Origin of the sequence: Cupriavidus necator N-1, assembly GCF_000219215.1 — a bacterium.
In the GTDB taxonomy this organism is placed as follows: Bacteria; Pseudomonadota; Gammaproteobacteria; order Burkholderiales; family Burkholderiaceae; genus Cupriavidus; species Cupriavidus necator.
Window position 1 is genome coordinate 1,612,113 of record NC_015726.1, and the last position, 18,000, is coordinate 1,630,112.

19 protein-coding genes and 2 pseudogenes are annotated in these 18,000 nt (G+C 68.2%); 14 read left to right on the forward strand and 7 right to left on the reverse strand.

Annotated features, from left to right (window positions below; all coding sequences use genetic code 11):
- The first annotated feature begins 120 nt into the window (after window positions 1-120).
- The gene (locus CNE_RS07705) at window positions 121-549 is read left to right on the forward strand and encodes a GNAT family N-acetyltransferase (RefSeq protein WP_013956562.1); all 429 of its coding nucleotides are present in this window, start codon (window positions 121-123) and stop codon (window positions 547-549) included.
- A gap of 18 nt (window positions 550-567) precedes the next feature.
- Here the strand turns inward: CNE_RS07705 and CNE_RS07710 are convergent, their stop codons facing one another.
- The 3 genes from CNE_RS07710 to ygfZ form a co-directional block, all read right to left on the reverse strand.
- The gene (locus tag CNE_RS07710) at window positions 568-1,395 is read right to left on the reverse strand and encodes an NRDE family protein (protein ID WP_013956563.1); all 828 of its coding nucleotides are present in this window, start codon (window positions 1,393-1,395) and stop codon (window positions 568-570) included.
- A gap of 69 nt (window positions 1,396-1,464) precedes the next feature.
- The gene (locus tag CNE_RS07715) at window positions 1,465-1,755 is read right to left on the reverse strand and encodes a DUF4936 family protein (protein ID WP_013956564.1); all 291 of its coding nucleotides are present in this window, start codon (window positions 1,753-1,755) and stop codon (window positions 1,465-1,467) included.
- 17 nt (window positions 1,756-1,772) lie between these two features.
- Complete coding sequence (ygfZ, locus tag CNE_RS07720) at window positions 1,773-2,789, reverse strand: CAF17-like 4Fe-4S cluster assembly/insertion protein YgfZ (RefSeq protein WP_080569536.1); 1,017 nt, start codon at window positions 2,787-2,789, stop codon at window positions 1,773-1,775.
- 224 nt (window positions 2,790-3,013) lie between these two features.
- On the opposite strand from ygfZ, the gene mltG reads away from it, so the two are divergent.
- The 8 genes from mltG (at window position 3,014) to CNE_RS07760 (ending at window position 8,729) form a co-directional block, all read left to right on the forward strand.
- Window positions 3,014-4,009 carry an endolytic transglycosylase MltG gene (gene mltG / locus CNE_RS07725; protein WP_013956566.1) on the forward strand — a complete coding sequence of 332 codons (996 nt, stop codon included), beginning with the start codon at window positions 3,014-3,016 and terminating at the stop codon, window positions 4,007-4,009.
- Window positions 4,010-4,016: 7 nt separating this feature from the next.
- Entirely contained in the window at window positions 4,017-4,628 is a 612-nt protein-coding gene (gene tmk / locus CNE_RS07730) for a dTMP kinase (protein WP_013956567.1), read from the forward strand.
- Window positions 4,629-4,745: 117 nt separating this feature from the next.
- Window positions 4,746-5,753 carry a DNA polymerase III subunit delta' gene (locus tag CNE_RS07735; protein WP_013956568.1) on the forward strand — a complete coding sequence of 336 codons (1,008 nt, stop codon included), beginning with the start codon at window positions 4,746-4,748 and terminating at the stop codon, window positions 5,751-5,753.
- A 61-nt stretch (window positions 5,754-5,814) separates the two neighbouring features.
- Window positions 5,815-6,207 (forward strand): PilZ domain-containing protein, encoded by a 393-nt coding sequence (locus tag CNE_RS07740; RefSeq protein ID WP_013956569.1) that lies wholly within the window; start codon window positions 5,815-5,817, stop codon window positions 6,205-6,207.
- A gap of 37 nt (window positions 6,208-6,244) precedes the next feature.
- Window positions 6,245-6,745, forward strand: coding sequence for a GNAT family N-acetyltransferase (locus CNE_RS07745; RefSeq protein ID WP_013956570.1), 501 nt, complete (start codon window positions 6,245-6,247; stop codon window positions 6,743-6,745).
- Between the two features lie 24 nt (window positions 6,746-6,769).
- Complete coding sequence (locus tag CNE_RS07750) at window positions 6,770-7,564, forward strand: TatD family hydrolase (protein WP_013956571.1); 795 nt, start codon at window positions 6,770-6,772, stop codon at window positions 7,562-7,564.
- Complete coding sequence (locus CNE_RS07755; RefSeq protein WP_013956572.1) at window positions 7,557-8,324, forward strand: ankyrin repeat domain-containing protein; 768 nt, start codon at window positions 7,557-7,559, stop codon at window positions 8,322-8,324. Before CNE_RS07750 ends, CNE_RS07755 begins: the two co-directional genes overlap by 8 nt.
- A gap of 15 nt (window positions 8,325-8,339) precedes the next feature.
- The gene (locus tag CNE_RS07760; RefSeq protein ID WP_041228373.1) at window positions 8,340-8,729 is read left to right on the forward strand and encodes a YkvA family protein; all 390 of its coding nucleotides are present in this window, start codon (window positions 8,340-8,342) and stop codon (window positions 8,727-8,729) included.
- Here CNE_RS07760 and egtB read toward each other — a convergent pair.
- Both egtB and CNE_RS07770 read right to left on the reverse strand, forming a co-directional pair.
- The gene (egtB, locus tag CNE_RS07765) at window positions 8,726-10,015 is read right to left on the reverse strand and encodes an ergothioneine biosynthesis protein EgtB (RefSeq protein ID WP_013956574.1); all 1,290 of its coding nucleotides are present in this window, start codon (window positions 10,013-10,015) and stop codon (window positions 8,726-8,728) included. The two genes, CNE_RS07760 and egtB, sit on opposite strands and share 4 nt — an antisense overlap.
- 182 nt (window positions 10,016-10,197) lie before the next feature.
- Complete coding sequence (locus CNE_RS07770) at window positions 10,198-10,818, reverse strand: FMN-dependent NADH-azoreductase (protein ID WP_013956575.1); 621 nt, start codon at window positions 10,816-10,818, stop codon at window positions 10,198-10,200.
- Window positions 10,819-10,958: 140 nt separating this feature from the next.
- Between CNE_RS07770 and CNE_RS07775 the strand changes: the two genes are divergently transcribed.
- The 3 genes from CNE_RS07775 to CNE_RS07785 all read left to right on the forward strand — a co-directional run bounded on the left by CNE_RS07775 (window position 10,959) and on the right by CNE_RS07785 (window position 13,199).
- Window positions 10,959-11,906, forward strand: a complete 948-nt coding sequence (locus CNE_RS07775; RefSeq protein ID WP_013956576.1) for a LysR family transcriptional regulator — start codon at window positions 10,959-10,961, stop codon at window positions 11,904-11,906.
- 197 nt (window positions 11,907-12,103) lie between these two features.
- Complete coding sequence (locus tag CNE_RS07780; protein ID WP_013956577.1) at window positions 12,104-12,523, forward strand: DoxX family protein; 420 nt, start codon at window positions 12,104-12,106, stop codon at window positions 12,521-12,523.
- A gap of 109 nt (window positions 12,524-12,632) precedes the next feature.
- Complete coding sequence (locus tag CNE_RS07785) at window positions 12,633-13,199, forward strand: DUF4136 domain-containing protein (RefSeq protein WP_041227891.1); 567 nt, start codon at window positions 12,633-12,635, stop codon at window positions 13,197-13,199.
- Window positions 13,200-13,374: 175 nt separating this feature from the next.
- On the opposite strand, the pseudogene CNE_RS42865 reads toward CNE_RS07785, so the two are convergent.
- A pseudogene (locus tag CNE_RS42865) lies at window positions 13,375-14,040 on the reverse strand (EAL domain-containing protein); the annotation flags it as partial.
- Window positions 14,041-14,117: 77 nt separating this feature from the next.
- Between CNE_RS42865 and CNE_RS42870 the strand changes: the two are divergent.
- On the forward strand, window positions 14,118-14,327 hold the full coding sequence (locus CNE_RS42870; protein ID WP_330995906.1) for a hypothetical protein: 210 nt from the start codon (window positions 14,118-14,120) through the stop codon (window positions 14,325-14,327).
- On the opposite strand, the pseudogene CNE_RS42875 reads toward CNE_RS42870, so the two are convergent.
- Window positions 14,241-14,654, reverse strand: a pseudogene (locus CNE_RS42875) (hypothetical protein); the annotation flags it as partial. The gene CNE_RS42870 and the pseudogene CNE_RS42875 overlap by 87 nt on opposite strands.
- Before the next feature lie 12 nt (window positions 14,655-14,666).
- Here CNE_RS42875 and CNE_RS42695 point away from each other — a divergent pair.
- Window positions 14,667-17,999 carry a DNA translocase FtsK gene (locus tag CNE_RS42695; protein WP_013956580.1) on the forward strand — a complete coding sequence of 1,111 codons (3,333 nt, stop codon included), beginning with the start codon at window positions 14,667-14,669 and terminating at the stop codon, window positions 17,997-17,999.
- The last annotated feature ends 1 nt before the right edge of the window (window position 18,000 follow it).

The window sequence follows — 18,000 nt, forward strand, 5'->3', positions numbered from 1 at the left end:
TGCGGAAGATGTCGTCTTTGGTCCACTTTGGTGCAATATGCGCGCCCCGCACCACTGGCGTATGATGAGCGCCCGCCCGGATTTCGGGCGCTGCCATTCAACCAGCCTGATTGCACCGCCATGCCCGTCACCGTCCTGATCTGCCCCTGGTCCGAAGCCCGCGAACGCGCGCGCGCCATCCGCTACACCGTCTTCGTCGAAGAGCAGGGCGTGCCGGTGGAGCTGGAATGGGATGAATGGGACGAGCCGAGCTGGCACGCGCTGGCGCTGGCCGAGGATGGCACGCCGGTCGCCACCGGACGGCTGCTGCCAGATGGCCATATCGGGCGCATGGCGGTGCTGAAGTCCGCGCGCGGCACCGGCGTCGGCGCACTGGTGCTGGATGCGCTGATGCGCAAGGCTGAGGCGCTTGGCTACCCGGAACTGGTACTCAATGCGCAGACGCACGCCGCGCCGTTCTATGCGCGCGTGGGCTTTGCTCAGGTGGGGCCGGAATTCGAAGAGGCGGGCATCCCGCACGTGGAGATGCGCAAGCGGCTGGCCGGCTGAACGCCGGGAATCCGTGCTTCAGCGTGGCGCGGGCACGATGCCGGTGTCGCGTTGCAGGTTCAGCTTGCCGTGGAAGTTGACGTCGCCGATGCGCCCGTCGGCGTCGAAGCTGCGCTCGCTCAGGTCGAAACGGCCATCGTGGCGCACGCGTAGCACCGTGCTGGCGCGCGTGCCGTACAGCGGCGAGCGGATGAATGCCGACGACAGCAGCTTTTCCCATTCCGGCGCCACGCCCGTGGCTGGCAGTTCGAAATCCGCCGCCTGGCGCGCGTCGGCGAGCATTTGCAGGTAGGGCTCGGCGCTGGCGTTGGCCTGGCCGCTGTCGGCGGCCAGCACCTCGGCCAGCGCGCCCACGCGGCTGCGCACCTTGGGCCAGGGCGTGTCGAGCAGGGCGTTGGACAGGCCGTACAGCCCCGGGCGCAGCCGTTGCGGCTGGCGCGAGGCGGAGCGGTTGCTGTACCACCAGAGTTCACGCAGGTCGCTCGCCAGCAGGTTGAAGCCGTTGTAGCAGCCGTCTTCGCCGGCGAGGCCGTCCAGGTAATCGAACGGGGCCGCATGGCCGCGCAGGAAGCCGGCCACCAGCTCGCCGCGCGAGCGCGCGTCGGTGCGTTTTTCGGACGGGGCGCGGTAGTTGGTTAGTGCGGCGAAGCGGCCGTCGGCGTTGACGCCCATCCAGGTGCCAGGCTCGCCGATGACTTCCGCCAGGTCGCGCCCGGCCAGCACCTGCGGTGCATCCTGCCACCAGTGCGCGGCCGCCGCGGGGCGGACATAGAATTCATCGCGGTTGCCGGCGACGACCAGGGCATAGTCCGGGTGGGATTGCCAGGCAACCAGGATCAGACACATCGCTTTGCTTCCTTTGCCGCCGGGGTTGCTGCAGTGGCACCCGGCGTACTTCAGTCCAACGGCAGACGCCTATAGCACGTCCAGGTCCACAAAGTGCTCGGCCCGCCGCTCGCCATCCACCCATTGGTCCAGCCCGCTCTGCCGCCACAGGCCTTCCAGCGTGGCATCGAAAGCAGGCGGCACGTCGGCGTAGCATTCCATCCAGGTCTGCACGCCGGCGCGGGTTTCCGGCCTGCGCATCAGCGTACCACCAATTCCGGTTGCTTCGGCGACCGTCTCCATCCAGCGGTGCCAGTGCGGTAGCGCCTCGGCGGCGACGGCTTCCGGGACGCGGAAATAGACGTAGAGGTGATCGCTCATGGCAGGTCCCTGTGGGTTCAGCCAGCGGCCTGGGCGGCCTCGCCCAGCGGCACCTCGTAGGGCAGGGCGGCGGTGGCCACCGCTGCGCCCTCGGCGCTGCCCAGGCGCAGCGCGCTGGCGGCGGCATCGATCTTCAGCTCGGCCAGGCCGGCCCATCCGCCCTGGGGTGCCGGCGCGGCATTAACGATCATGCCGCACGGCTGGCCCGGATCTTCCGGACGATAGATTTCAGCCGCCGGCGCCGGCACTTCGCCTTCGCCCTGCACCAGCCACATGCGGCGCTTGAGCGTGCCGCGGTACTGGCTGCGCGCCACGATTTCCTGGCCGGGATAGCAGCCCTTGCGGAAATTGACGCCGCCCACCAGTTCGAAATTGATCATCTGCGGCACGAACTGCTCTTGCGTGGCCGCGACGATGCGCGGCAGGCCCGACTGCACTTCCAGCCAGTCCCACAGCACGGGCGACGCATCCTGCAGCGAGGCGGCAAGCGCCGCGCGCACCGCCTCGGCCCGCTCGGCCGGCAGCACCAGCTGCCAGCGCGACTGGCCGGCGCCATCCGGCAGGCGGATCACGGTGACGCCGTCGGCTTCGGCGACGGCAAAGGCGACCTCCGGCATGGGCAGGCCGGCTGCGGCCAGGGCCTTGGCCGCGCCCGCCCCGGCGAGGCCGAGGACAGCATGGGTGTGGGTGATGTCGGACAGCCTGGCCTTGGCGCGCAGCACGAACATCGACAGGCGCTTCTGCACCGGGGCCTGGATGTCGGCCGACAGCTGCAGCACGATGCCTTCGGCATCGCGCCACATCAGGAAGGTGGCGAGCAGCCGCCCCTTGGGCGAGCAGTAGCCGGCCAGGCGGGCCGCGCCGGCCTTCAGGTCTTCGACCGCATTGGTCAGCTGGGTGTGCAGGAAGCTGCCGGCATCGTCGCCGGCCACACGGACCAGGCCGAGGCCGGCCGGGCTGCAGACGATGCCGCTGCCGCTCAAAGCTTCAAGGTTTGCGGCGAGTTCCTGGGCTTGGGCATTCATCACTGACATTGCGTGGCAATCGTTGAGGCAATTCGGGAGAGGGAAGGCACCGGTCGTGCGCCGTGCCGGGCGGGCCGTCAAGCGGCGCCGGCGCCGCGGCGCATGGTCGGTGCGAGGCTGCCGGTTATTATATGGGGCTATGAGATTTTCGGCCGGCGCCGGCAGCACGTGGCGGCAAGCGGTGGCGCGCAAGCCCTCCGACGGATCCGGTCAGCCGCCCCTATTTTTGATACATGAAACGATTTTTCCTTAGTCTTGGCCTGGCCATCCTGGTATTCGCGCTGGCGGCCGTGGGCGCGTTCGCGTGGTGGGCCAATCACCCGCTGCCCCTCAACAAGTCGCCCATGGAGGTGGTGATCAAGCCCAATTCCGGCGTCGCCAGCGTCGGCCGCCAGATCCAGCGCGGTGGCGTCGGCATGGACCCGCGGCTGTTCATGCTGCTGGTGCGCCTGACCGGCCACGGCCCTGACCTGAAAGCCGGCGGCTATGAATTCGAGACCGGCGCCACGCCGCTGTCGATCATCGGCAAGCTGGCGCGCGGCGAGGTTACGCACTATGTAGTCACGGTGATCGAGGGCTGGGAATTTCGCAAGATGCGCGCCGCCGTGGACGCCAGCCCGGCGCTGCGGCACGACACCCGGGACATGTCCGACGCGGAGCTGATGAAGGCAATCGGCGCGGCCGAGACCTCGCCCGAAGGGATGTTCTTCCCGGATACCTACCTGTTCGCGCGCGGCAGCAGCGATGTCGAGTTGTACAAGCACGCCTACCGTGCCATGCAGCGGCGCTTGAACGAGGCGTGGAACGCACGCTCGCCCGACCTGCCGTACAAGACCCCGTACGAAGCCCTGGTGATGGCGTCGATCGTCGAGAAAGAAACCGGCCAGGCCGCCGAACGCCCGATGATCGCCGCCGTGTTCATCAACCGGCTGCGCAAGAACATGATGCTGCAGACCGACCCGACCGTGATCTACGGCCTGGGCGATGGCTTCGACGGCGACCTGCGCAAGCGCGACCTGCAGGCCGACACCCCGTACAATACCTACACCCGCACCGGCCTGCCGCCCACGCCGATTGCGCTGCCGGGGCTGGCCTCGCTGGCGGCGGCCACCACGCCGGCGCCATCCGACGCACTGTACTTCGTCGCACGCGGCGACGGCAGCAGCCATTTCTCCAACTCGCTTCCCGAACACAACCGCGCGGTCGACAAGTACCAGCGCGGCAAATAGGCATTCCATGCGCGGAAAATTCATAACGTTTGAAGGCATCGACGGCGCCGGCAAGAGCACCCATATCGACTGGGTCGCCGACCGCCTGCGCGCACGCAGCGATATTGCCGGCGTCGTCACCACCCGCGAGCCCGGCGGCACGTCGCTGGGCGAAGACCTGCGCCAGATCCTGCTGCATCGCAAGATGCACCTGGAAACCGAGGCGCTGCTGATGTTCGCGGCCCGGCGCGAGCATATCGCCGAGGTCATCGCCCCCGCGCTGGAGCGCGGCAAGTGGGTGATTTCCGACCGCTTCACCGACGCCACCTTCGCCTACCAGGGCGGGGGCAGGGGCCTGGCCACCGAGCGCCTGGAAGTGCTGGAAGACTGGGTGCAGGGCGGCCTGCAGCCGGACCTGACGCTGCTGTTCGACGTGCCGCTGGAAACCGCCAGCGAGCGGCTGGCCGGGGCGCGCGCGCCCGACCGGTTCGAATCCGAATCGCGCGCGTTCTTCCAGCGCACGCGCGACGAATACCTGCGCCGCGCGGCCCAGTCGCCGCAGCGCTTCCGGGTGATCGACGCCACGCGCAGCATTGCGGACATTCGCGATGAACTTGAAAAAATCATCGCAACTGTCTGATTTTTGGCCGATATATGCCTGGCGTGATAGATGTGAATGCCGCGCCATTGTGGAATCGCAATGGCAGGGCGTTCATTAGGTAAAACTTGAAGTTAGATCGCTAATCTACTGATTCACATGCTATATCCCTGGCAGAAGGAAGACTGGCAACGGCTCGGCGCGCTGCGTGAACGGCTGCCGCATGCCTTGCTGATCCATGGCCAGCAAGGCATCGGCAAGCGCGACCTGGCCCTGCATTTCGCGCAGGGACTGTTGTGCGAGGCGCCGCTGCCGGACGGCCAGCCCTGCGGCCAGTGCGCCGCCTGCCACTGGTTCAGCCAGGGCAACCACCCGGACTTCACCGTGGTGCGGCCCGAGGCGCTGGACGCCGCGGCCGAGGCCGAGACCGACGAGGGCGGCAAGAAGAAGGCGCCCAGCAAGATCATCCGCATGGAGCAGGTGCGCGCGCTGATCGAGGCCGTTGGCGTGGGCACGCACCGGGCCGGGCTGCGCGTGGTGGTGGTGTATCCACTCGATGCGCTGCAGACTGAGGGCGCCAACGCACTGCTGAAGACGCTGGAAGAGCCGCCGCCGTCCACCGTGTTCCTGCTGGTGACCGACCGCCTCGACCGCATCCTGCCGACCATCCTGTCGCGCTGCCGCCAGTTCTCGACCCAGCGCCCGACGTCGGAGGCCGCGCTGGCCTGGCTGCGCGGCCAGGGCGTGGCCGATGCCGACGCCCAGCTGGCGCTGGCCGGCGGCTCGCCGCTGACCGCGCTGCATGCTGCCGAGGCCGAGGAGCAGCCGCTGCAGCGCTGGCTGGTCGGCCAACTGGGCGCCGCCGCCGCCTTCGACGCCTCTGCGGCGGCCGAGCAACTGCAGAAGCTGCCGGTGCCTGCCGTGCTTGGCATCCTGCAGCGCTGGACGTACGATCTGCTGACGCTGCGCCTGGACGGCAGTGCCGCGCCGCGGTACCTCCCCAAGGAACGGGCCGTGCTGGCGCGCTGCGCCGAGGCCACCGACGCGCGCCGCCTGCAGGCCTTTGCCACCCGGTTGGCCGCGCACCGCCGCAGCGAGAACCATCCACTGGCGGCCCGGCTGGTGATGGAGGCGGTATTCCTGGAATACCGCCAGCTGTTCCGGTAGTACGCCTGGCAGTCAAAAAAAGCCATAACAACAAGCATTACCGTCATTCAGGGGGTCAACCATGAACACAGCAGTCGCCGGCGCACCGCCCGCTGCGCCAACTGGCAGCGGAGCGGCATCGCGTCCCAATGTGCTGTCCTTGTCGATCAAGGACCAGGCCGGGCTATATGCGGCCTATATGCCGTTCCTGGCGCGCGGCGGCATTTTCGTGCCGTCGAACCGGCCGTTCCGGCTGGGCGAGCAGGTGTTCCTGGTGCTGTCGCTGCTGGACCGGCCGCAGAAATACCAGATCGCGGGCCACGTGGCCTGGATCACCCCGGCGGGCACGCCGATGAAGACCCCCGGCGTCGGCGTGCATTTCCCTGACGACGACAACGGGCGCAACCTGCGCCGCGCGGTGGAGGAGGTCCTGGGCAAGATGCTGGAGTCCGGGCGCCCCACGCAGACCTTATGAACGTTGTGAGGTTGTTCTCACAATATTTTGATTTTCAATGAATTTTTCACTTCGTATTGCCGAGCCCCGCGACCTGCCGGGCATCGTCGCCATCTATAACAGCACCGTGCCCTCGCGCATGGTCACCGCCGATACCGAACCGGTCACCGTGGCCTCGCGCCAGGCCTGGTTCGACGCCCACCAGCCCGGGCGCCGCCCGCTGTGGGTGTGCGAGGACGCCGACGGCCGCATGGCCGGCTGGATGAGCTTTTCAGATTTCTATGGCCGCCCGGCCTACGGTGCCACTGCCGAGGTGTCGATCTACCTGGACGCGCAGCGCCGCGGCCAAGGGCTGGGCCGCTACCTGCTGCAACAGGCCATCGACCATGCGCCCAGGGTCGGCGTGAATACGCTGCTCGGCTTTATCTTCGGCCACAATGTGCCCAGCCTGGGCCTGTTCGCGTCGCTGGGCTTTACGCGCTGGGGCGACCTGCCGCGCGTCGCCGTGCTCGACGGTGTCGAGCGCGACCTGATCATCGTCGGCCGCCGCGTGGACTGAGCCACCCGCCAACAGAGATTCCCCATGTTTGTCGATTCCCACTGCCATATCGATTTCCCCGAGCTGGCCGCGCGCCTGCCGGAACTGCTGGAGAACATGCGCGCCAACCAGGTCACGCATGCGCTGTGCATCTCGGTCACGCTGGAAGACTTCCCGCGCGTGCTGGCGCTGGCCGAGCAGCATCCCAACCTGTACGCCTCGGTCGGCGTGCATCCGGACTACGAAGAGGGCGAGGAACCGACGCTGGAGCGCCTGGTGGAGCTGTCCGCCCACCCGCGCGTGGTCGGCACCGGCGAGACCGGGCTGGACTACTACCGCCTGAACGGCCGCAGCATCGCCGACATGGAATGGCAGCGCGAGCGCTTCCGCACCCATATCCGCGCCGCGCGCCAGACCGGCAAGCCGCTGATCATCCATACCCGCTCGTCCGCCGACGACACACTGCGCCTGATGCGCGAAGAGAATGCGCGCGAGGCCGGCGGCGTGATGCACTGCTTCACCGAGACCTGGGACGTCGCCCGCCAGGCCCTGGACGAGGGTTTCCATATCTCGTTCTCGGGCATCGTCACTTTCAAGAGCGCGGCCGACCTGCAGGAAACCGCGCGCAAGGTGCCGCTGGAGCGCATGCTGATCGAGACCGATTCGCCCTACCTGGCGCCGGTGCCATACCGCGGCAAGACCAACGAACCTGCCTGGGTGCGCCATGTGGGCGAGTTCATCGCGCAGCTGCGCGGGGTGCCGGTGGAACAGGTTGCGGAACAGACGACGGAAAATTTCTTCAATCTATTCAAGCATATTGACAGGGAATCGCATGTTTAACATGAAGTTTGCCCGACGCGCTGCCGGCGCCCTTGCGCTGGTCGCCGCCACGCTGGCGCAGGCCGCGCCTGCCGACGACATGCGCAAGGCCGTCGAATTCGACGACGCCAACACCGTCAAGAAGCTGCTGGCCAAGGGCGTCGATCCCAATCTGGTGGACAGCCGCGGCAACCCGGCGCTGGTGCTGGCGCTGCGCGAGAAGTCGCTGAAGGCGGCCACGGTGCTGATCCGCGCCAAGGACATCGATTTCGACAAGGCCAACCCGGCCGGCGAGACCCCGCTGATGATGGCCGCGCTGCAGGGCGAGCTGGACATGGTCAAGCTGATGGTCGACGAGATGGAGGCCGAGGTTAACAAGACCGGCTGGACGCCGTTGCACTATGCGGCCACCAACGGCCACAACAATGTGGTCAAGTACCTGGTCGACCAGGCCGCCTATATCGACGCCGAGAGCCCCAACGGCACCACGCCGCTGATGATGGCTGCGCGCGGCGGCCATATCGAGACCGTCAAGCTGCTGCTGGACGAGGGCGCCGACATGCGCTTGAAGAACCAGCAGGGCATGACCGTGATCGACTTTGCCGAGCGCTACAACCAGGCCGAGATCGCCAAGGGCCTGAAGGCGCGCTGGCAGAAGCTGTACCCGCAGACGCCGATCGTGGCGGCGCCGCCGCTGAAGGCGCCCACCGGCGAGCCGGGCGGGCAGCGGCCCGCGGCACAGCAACCCGCGGCGCAGCAGCCCAAGACCAAGGGCTGGTAAGCGCTCATGCCGGCGATGACCGTCGGCGCACGCCTGCGCCAGTGGGCGCGCGGGCTCAAGGCGAGCCTGCTGACGCTGTGGTTCTGCAGCCGCCACCCCGGCACGCCGTGGAGCGCGCGGCTGCTGGCCGCGCTGGTGGTGGCCTATGCCTTCAGCCCGATCGACCTGATCCCCGATTTCATCCCGGTGCTGGGCTATGTCGATGACGTGCTGCTGGTGCCGCTGGGCATCTGGCTGACGCTGCGGATGATTCCACCGGCGGTAAAGGATGAATGTCGCGGCCGGGCTCAGGCGTGGCAGGCCACGCATGCAAAACGACCGCGCAATCGCGCGGCCGCCGTGGTCATCGTGCTGGTGTGGGTGTTGCTGGCCTGGCTGGCATGGCGCTGGCTGGCGCCGGCCTAGACATCATCCGCCAGCCGCACCCCGGTAAACTGCCAGCGCTGGTGCGGATAGAAGAAGTTGCGGTAGGTCGCCCGGATATGCGATTCGGGCGTGACGCACGAACCGCCGCGCAGCACCATCTGGCCGCTCATGAACTTGCCGTTGTACTCGCCCACCGCACCCGCGTTCGGGCGGAAACCCGGATACGGCAGGAAGGCGCTGCCGGTCCATTCCCACACATCGCCGAACATCTGGCGCAGCACGCCTGAGGTGTTCTGGCGATCCGGCAACGGCCGCAGCGCGCGGCCTTCAACAAAATTCCCGGTGGCCGGCAGGCTGCGCGCCGCGTGCTCCCATTCGGCCTCGGTCGGCAGCCGGCGTTCGGCCCAGCGCGCGAATGCCTCGGCCTCATAGAAGCTGACGTGGGTGACGGGGCTGTCCGGATCGACCGGATGCATCCCACGCAGCGTCATCTGCCACCACGTGCCTTCGCGTTCTTCCCAATAGAGCGGGGCCAGGATGCCTTGCTCGCACACCCAGCGCCAGCCGTCGGACAGCCACAGCCCGGCCGTCTGGTAGCCGCCATCCTCGATGAATTCAAACCATTGCCGGTTGCTGACCGGGTGCGAGCACAGCGTGAACGGCGCCAAGTAGGCCTTGTGCCGCGGCCCTTCGCAGTCAAAGGCAAAGGTCTCGCCGCGGTGGCCGATCTCCACCAGGCCGCCGTCAAAGCCGATCCAGTCCGGCGCGGGCCGCGGGTCGGCAATCACCGGCTCGGGCAGTTCCGGGGCAAAGGCGGGGCGCAGCGGGTTCTGCGCGAACAGGTGCAGGATATCGGTCAGCAGCAGTTCCTGGTGCTGCTGTTCGTGCTGCAGGCCGAGCATGATCAACGCCGCCTCGTCATCGGTCTGGGCGCTGCCCAGCAGCGTCAGCATCGATTCGTCCACGGCTTCGCGGTAGGCCAGCACCTCATCCAGCGAGGGGCGGGTCAGCAGCCCGCGTTGTGGCCGCGGGTGGCGCGGGCCGACCGCTTCGTAGTAGGAATTGAAGAGGTAGCGGTAGTCCGGGTCCACCGGCTCGTAGTCCGGGATGCGCGCGGCCAGCACGAATTCCTCGAAGAACCATGTGGTGTGCGCCAGGTGCCATTTTGCCGGGCTGGCGTCGTCCATGGACTGCACGGTGGCATCGGCATCGGACAGGTCGGCCACCAGGGTCTCGGTGGCGGTCCGTACGTGGCGATACTGCGAAAGCAGGGCGGGTTCGTGCGGCGGATGGAGGGCGGCGGCTGGCAACAGGGCTGAAGTCATGCGGGCTCCCGGGAGTGGATCGGTCGATGACTGCAGGCGGCGGGACAGCCGCGGGCAAATAGCCGGGGCCGGCGCGCCGCCCATGGCACGCGGGGCGCCGTAGCGCCCCGATCCATCATAGACCTGATCCGTCCGCGGGGCGAGCCGGCGCCGTCCTGCAGCGCCGGCCGGCCCTCGGGACCTCAGGCTGCCAGGCGCCCGGCGTCGTTCAGTGCCGCGATTTCGGTGCGGGCGCTGGCCAGGCCGGCTTCGCGGAACTGCGGACCCATGGCCAGGCCGTGGGCACGCACGTAGCTGATGTCGGTGATGCCCAGGAAGCGGAACACGATGTCGACGGTCTTTTCGTGCAGGTCCAGCTCATTGGCATCCTGGCGCACGCCACCGCGCGACGACACCACGATCACGCGCTTGCCGCCGGCCAGGCCCACCGGGCCGTTCTCCGTGTACTTGAAGGTGCGGCCAGCCTGCGCGATGCGGTCGATCCAGGCCTTGAGCTGGCTGGGGATGCTGAAGTTGTACTGCGGCACGCCCACCACCAGCACGTCGGCGGCCAGGAATTCGCCCAGCCATTGCTCGGTGCGCTGCAACTCGGCTTCCTGAACGGCGTTCAGGCCTTCCTTCGGGCCGCCCAGCACGGGCAGCAGGTTGCCGGACAGGTGCGCCGGAGCGTCCTGGTCCAGGTCGCGCACGGTGACCTGGGCGCCCGGGTTGGCGGCGACGAGGTCGGCTACCACGCTGGCGGTCAGGCTGCGCGAAACGGAGTTGTCGCCAAGGACGCTGGAATCGATCTGCAGGATGTTCATGTCTTTCTCCACAAGGGTGCGGTTGCGATGGATGAAAGATAGCGGCTGGCCATTGGTATCGGTAGTGAGGCAAAATGCAAATGATTGTTCTACCGGCGCAACGCCAGCCTGGCGGGCGCACGGTGATCCCGGAGCCATCCATGCAAGACCTCAACGACTTGTCCCTGTTTGCCCAGGTGGTCGAACACGGCAGTTTTTCCGCGGCCAGCCGCGCCTCCGGCGTGCCCAAGTCACGCCTGAGCCGGCGCATCGCCCAGCTGGAACGTGACCTGGGCGTTCAGCTGCTGCGTCGCACGACACGGCAGGTGCGCGTTACCCCGCTTGGCGAATCCTTCTACGAACGCTGCCGCGCCATGCTCAATGAGGCCAAGGCGGCCCGCGAGGTCATCGAGCAGGCGCGCGAGCAGCCCGGCGGCACGCTGCGCGTGAGCTGCCCGATCGCCATCGCCCAGATCCTGCTGGCGCCGGCCATCGGCCATTTCATGCGCGCCAACCCGGCGGTGCGCATCGAGCTGGAGACCACCAACCGGCGCGTGGACGTGATCGGCGAAGGCTTCGACCTGGCGCTGCGCGTGCGCGAGTCCATGGAGGACTCCAGCCTGGCGGTGCGCACCTTCGGTGAAAGCCAGGTGATGCTGGTGGCCAGCCCCGCGCTGCTGGACAGCATCGGCCGCCCGCGCACGCCGCAGGCGCTGGACGGCATGCCCGGCGTGGGCCAGCCGCCCCACGACGGCAAGCATGTCTGGAACCTGCGCTGCAAGACCAGCGACTCGATCCAGATTGCCTATGAACCGCGCCTGGTCACTGAAGACTTCGTACTGCTACGCGAGGCGGCGATCGCCGGCGCGGGCGTGGCCATGCTGCCGCGGATGTATTGCCGTGATGCGCTGGAAAGCGGCGAGCTGGAACTGGTGTTGCCGCAGTACGACATGCCGGTCGGCACGCTGCATGCGGTTTTTCCGTCGCGCAAGGGCGTGACGCCTGCCACCCGGCGCTTTCTCGACTTCCTTGGCGAGGTCCTGCCCGAATGCGCATACAAGGCCGGCATGCTTGAACCGCGCCAGCCGGCCATGCACCGGGTGGTGTAGCGCAAGCCTCCCGGATGCGGCGCGGCGGGATTGGCGAGGTGGTGTGCCGGTCGCATCCCGGCCAGACGGCAGCCTCGTATTTGCGGCTTTACCTTCACGCCGCCTCGCACTAAGGTACAGGGGCGAGCCTCGCGCGTGAGGGTAAAGGCGCTTGGCTTCAACAACCAACTCGACAGACAACGGCAAGGAGAACGGCCATGGGTGGCTCTCAGGGTTCCCAGGACTTGGGCAAGGCGCTGCTGCGCATCGTGCTTGGCGTGCTGATCCTGATGCACGGTATCGCCAAGCTGACCGGTGCGTCCGGCATGGGCTTTGTGGCGAAGGTGGTCGCCGACGCCGGGTTGCCGGCATGGCTGACCTACGGCGTCTACATTGGGGAAGTCATAGCCCCGATCCTGCTGATCATCGGGCTGTGGAGCCGCCTGGCGGCGCTGATCGTTGCGCTCAATATGCTGTTTGCGGTAGCGCTGGTGCATACCAAGCAGCTCGGCATGCTGGCCGATACCGGCGGCTGGGCGCTTGAGTTGCAGGGGATGTTCCTGGGCGCGGCGCTGGCGGTGGCCCTGCTGGGGGCGGGCCGGCTCAGCGTGGGCGGCATCAATGGCAAGATGAATTAGCCCGTCGGGTCAGATGGCGTACGCTGCGCCGGCGTTCCGGCGCCGGTGGCGCGTGTGCGTGCCTGCATGGCCGCATGTGCGCGCTGCCGCGGACTCATGGAGATGTATCGTGAAACCCTTCCGGCAGCTCTTTCCGGTTGTGGCCGCGGCGCTGGTCCTGTCAGGCTGCGCCAGCGTGCCCGACATCAAGACCGACTACAACCGCAGCACGGATTTCAGCGTCTATCGCAGCTTCGGCTTTGTCGAGCACCTTGGCACCGACCGCCAGGGCTATGAAAGCCTGACCACTCAGTACTTCAAGTCTGCCGTGCAGCGGGAACTGACCGCACGCGGCTACCGCTATGCGGCGCAGTCGCCGGACTTGCTGGTCAACTTCAATGCCCGGCTGCAGGAGAAGGTCCAGGTCAGCCCGGCGCCGACGCCGATGATGGGCTACTACGGATATCGCGGCGGGCTGTATGCGCCGTGGCCGGGCTACGGCTTCTATAACGACGTCTATACCTACACCGAAGGCACGGTCAACATCGACCTGGTCGACCGGCGCCAGATGAAGCTGGTCTGGGAAGGCGTGGCGGTGGGCAGCGTGGACACCAGCGACAAGGCCAGCGCCCAGCAGCGCATCGACAAGACCGTGACGCAGATCTTTGCCAAGTATCCGTTCCGGGTCGGGCAGTAGCGCCGGCTCCGGGCCATGTCAGGCTGCCGGCGGCGTGGTTGCTGCCCGGTCGATGGCATCCGCGACGAAGACCTCGGCCGGCTTGGGCGCGGACCACAGGTAGCCCTGGCCCAGCGGGCAGCGCCAGCAGCGCTGCCCGCTGCGTGTCGGTCTCGACGCCTTCGGCCACACACTCCAGGCCCAGCTCGCGCGCCAGGTTGATCATGTTGCGGCAGAAGGCGGCACGCTGGCCATGCCCGTCGACATCGACAACGAACGACCGGTCGAGCTTCAGCTGCGTGAAAGGCAGGCCCGCCAGCAGCTTGAGCGTGGCGATGCTAACGCCGAAATCGTCGATTGCCACGCCGTAGCCCAGCAGCCGCAAGTGGTTCAGCGCGACCGACAGGGCCAGCGTATCGGGCACCGGACTGCCCTCGGTCAACTCCACCGTCAGCGCCTGCCGCGGCACGCCGCTGGCGGCCACCAGGGCATCAGACGCCTCCAGCACGCCCGGCCGGCACAGGGCTTGCGCCGACGCATTGATGCCCAGCGCAATGTGGATGCCGGCTGCGCGCAGCCGCTGCTGCGCTGCCAGGCACACAAAGAAGAACACCGGGTCGGCCGCATCCAGTGCTTCGAGCCGTGGGATAAAGAGGTCGGGCTGTACCAGGCCGTGCTCGGGATGGCGCCAGCGCACCAGCGCCTCGGCGCCGGCCCGCCGGCGGCTGCAGCATGACCAGCAGGTCCGTGCCTGACTGGGTGGCGGCGAGCAGTTCCGCGTCGTCGGGTGACCACGCCGGCGGGGCGGACTCGCCCGCGGGCTGGCGCACCAGCGCATCGGCCAGGATCTCTTCCACCGCATCGCGCGACAGCGGCTTGCGCAGCGCGTGCACGCGCGGGATGCCGGCGGCGTGCGCCAGGCCGCGGTTTGAATCCAGGATGTCCTCCGCCAGCGCCGTCACCCAGACCCACATCGGCGCCGCCCCGGCAAAGGCATGCTGCCCCGCGCCGGTGCAACTCGGCAATCAGTTCGGGGCCGTTGCCGCCAGGCATCTCGATGTCGCAGAGCACGATGTCGAACGGTTCGCGTGCAAGGATCTCGGCCGCTTGCGTCCCGTTTTCAGCGCAGACCGGGGTCTGCACGCCTAGATGTCGCAGCAGTCCCTCGGCCGCGACGCGCTGGAACGGATGGTCTTCGACGACAAGAGCGCGCAGCCTGGCGTAGCGGATCGGCATGGGGGAGGGGGAGGCGGCGGGCCGCCTGGAGTGCAATTCGATCGGGGGTTGCCGCATGGTAGCGCGGCGCCGCTGCGCCAACCAACGGATGGCGCAAAGTCTGCCGCCGCTGGCATCCGGAATCGCACAGGGATCGAGCGCAATCGCCCCGGAAACACGCTGCGTTACGAATATTTGCGCTTTCCGATTCAATCGCCGCCTGCCATAACCGCTACAATCGCTGCCCGTAGTTTTGAACATGGCATGTCGATAATGGGTTTTGGCTGGTTCGGATTTTCGACTTTCTGGATAGTGCCGCTGGTCTGGCGGCTGGTGACGCGCTGGCTCGCCGGCGAGCGCCGGCTGGCAGGGCCCGGCTCATTGCGCGTCTGGCTCGGCACGCTCGCCGTGCTGTGCGCGAGCGCCTGCCTGGAAGCGCTGACCAGTGGCACCGATCCGGACTCGAGCGCCGGCGGTTCGGCCGGCCGCGCGCTGGCCGGCATGATGGGCAACCTGTTCGGCTGGACCGGTGCCTTGCTGTTGATGCTGGGCGTGCTGGCGCTGGCCGCGCCGATGGTGTTCGGCGAAACCTGGCGCAGCCTGTTCGCGCGCAAGCCGCGCCGCGGCGCCGCGCCCGACGCGGCGCCGGAAGAGCCGCCGGTTTCCTTTGCGCCCACCCAGCCGCTGCGCGAGGCAGAGCGCTGGGAGCCGCCGTCGGCAGGCAACCCCGGCTGGACTGCGCCCGCCACGCGCCATCGCAGCTTTGAGGCGGTCTCGGCGCGCCGCCAGCCCGCCTGGCAACCGCCGCGTCGCACGCGTGAATCCCCGCCGCAGCCGGGCGAGATCTGGCTGCACCATGCCGAGTCGCCGAACGCGGTCAAGCCGACGCGCAGCGCGCCGCCCGCACCTGCCGCACCGGCACCGGCACCGGCACCGCGCCCTGCCCAGCCGGCGGCACGCAAGCCGGCCGCGACGGCAGCCCCTTCACCGGCTCCAGCGCCGCGGCCGGCGCAGCCTCTGCGCGGCACGGTGGTAAGCAGCCCGTTCCGCCAACCGCAGCCCCTGGTGCGTTCGGCGATTACGACGCTGCCTGAGGCTTCCGGCAAGGGCATCGCCGCGGCCGCTGCTTCAGTCACCGTAGCTGCCGCCGTATCCGCGCCGGCCGAAGCCGCCGCCGCTGCGCCGGCGGCCACTGGCGCCACGCAAGCCGTGGCCGCTCCCGCGCAGCCGGTTACCAGCCCGGAACCTGAGGTAGTGGCAGTGCCCGAAGCGCCTGCCATGGAACCAGTGTCCGCAGACACCGATATCGTTGGCGATATTGCGCCGGAAGCAGTGCCGGCCGAAGCCGACGAAGCCACGCTTGCCGCGATCCGGCAGGAAGCCCTTGACCTGCTGGCCGAGTTGCAGGCGCTGGCTGGCAAGTCAGTGGTACCGCAAGCGGCTGCGCCGGAACCGCAACAACTGGAAGCGGCTGCGCCGGATTCAGCGCCGAATATTGCCGACGACGCAGAACCGCAAGCACTGTCTACCGTCACCCTGCCAGCCGAAGCCGAAGCCGAAGCCGAAGCCGAAGCCGAAGCCGAAGCCGAAGCCGAAGCCGAAGCCGAAGCCGAAGCCGAAGCCGAAGCCGAAGCCGAAGCTGGGAGCGGAGATCACGTCGTTGTTATTGGGGAACCCGAAGCGCTGGCCACAGCCGAGCCCGAATTGGATGTCACCGGCGCCGAGGCCGTAGCCCAGGCCGTGGCAAGCTCCGCGATGGAAGAGGGCAGCGCTCTCGATGCCAGCACCCAGGCACCCGCGGAGGACAACGAAACGGACGGATTGATGGACGGCAACGGCCTGATCGCCGAGGAGGCGGAAGCGGATGCGGCCGAGCCTGCTGAGGCAGCAGAACCGCCTGAAGCGACTGAAGCCCCGGAAGCCCCGGAAGTCCCGGAAGTCCCGGAAGTCCCTGAGCCCGCTGAGGCGCCTGAACTGAACCAGGCTCCGGTCTCGGCCGCCAAGCCGCGCATCGTGCTGCCCGCCGTGGTCGGCCGCACTCCGCCGCTGCCCAACGCCCAGCCGGCGCCCGTGCCGGTGCCGGTGCCGGTGCCGGTTGCGCCGCCGCCTTCGCGCCCCTTCGTCGACTACCGCCTGCCACCGGCCGAACTGCTGGAGACCGGGGTCGACAGCGCAGAACAGGTGTCGGAAGAACGCCTGCGCGAAACCGGCGAGCTGATCGCCCAGCGGCTGGCCGAGTTCAAGGTGCCAGTCGCCGTGGTCGGCGCCGGTGCCGGCCCGGTGATCACCCGCTTCGAGGTCGAGCCTGCCATGGGCGTGCGCGGCGCCCAGGTGGTCGGGCTGATGAAGGACCTGGCGCGCGCGCTGGGCGTGACCTCGATCCGCGTGGTCGAGACCATTCCCGGCAAGACCTGCATGGGGCTGGAGCTGCCCAATGCGCGCCGGCAGATGATCCGGTTGTCGGAGATCGTCAACGCGGCCTCGTTCCAGGCGCACCATTCGCGGCTGGTGCTGGCCATGGGCAAGGACATCACCGGCAATCCGGTGGTGACCGACCTGGCCCGCGCGCCGCACCTGCTGGTGGCCGGCACCACCGGCTCGGGCAAGTCGGTGGCGGTTAACGCCATGATTCTGTCGATGCTGTACAAGGCCACGCCCGAAGACGTGCGCCTGATCATGATCGACCCCAAGATGCTGGAATTGTCGGTCTATGAGGGCATCCCGCACCTGCTGGCGCCGGTGGTCACCGACATGAAGCAGGCCGCGCACGCGCTCAACTGGTGCGTCGGCGAGATGGAAAAGCGCTACAAGCTGATGTCCGCGCTGGGCGTACGCAACCTGGCCGGCTACAACCAGAAGATCCGCGCCGCGGAGGCCGCCGAGCGCAAAGTGCCGAACCCGTTCTCGCTGACGCCGGAGGCGCCCGAGCCACTGTCGCGCCTGCCGATGATCGTGGTGGTGATCGACGAACTGGCCGACCTGATGATGGTCGCCGGCAAGAAGATCGAGGAACTAATCGCGCGCCTGGCGCAGAAGGCGCGCGCCGCCGGCATCCACCTGATCCTGGCCACGCAGCGCCCCTCGGTGGACGTGATTACCGGCCTGATCAAGGCCAATATCCCGACGCGCGTGGCGTTCCAGGTCTCGTCCAAGATCGATTCGCGCACCATCCTTGACCAGATGGGCGCCGAGAGCCTGCTCGGCCAGGGCGACATGCTGTTCCTGCCGCCTGGCACCGGCTATCCGCAGCGCGTGCATGGCGCCTTTGTTGCCGACGACGAAGTGCACCGCGTGGTGGAACACTGGAAGCAGTTCGGCGAGCCGGACTACGATGAAACCATCCTTGCCGGCGACCCTGCCGAGGCCGGCAGCACCGACCTGTTCGGCGACAGCGGCGGCGACGGCGAGGCCGACCCGCTCTACGACGAAGCCGCCAGCTTTGTGCTGACCAGCCGCCGCGCCTCGATCTCCGCCGTGCAGCGCCAGCTGCGCATCGGCTACAACCGCGCGGCACGCCTGATCGAGCAGATGGAGGTGGCCGGGCTGGTGTCGCCGATGGGCCGCAATGGCGCACGCGATGTACTGGCGCCCGGGCCGGGCAACTGAC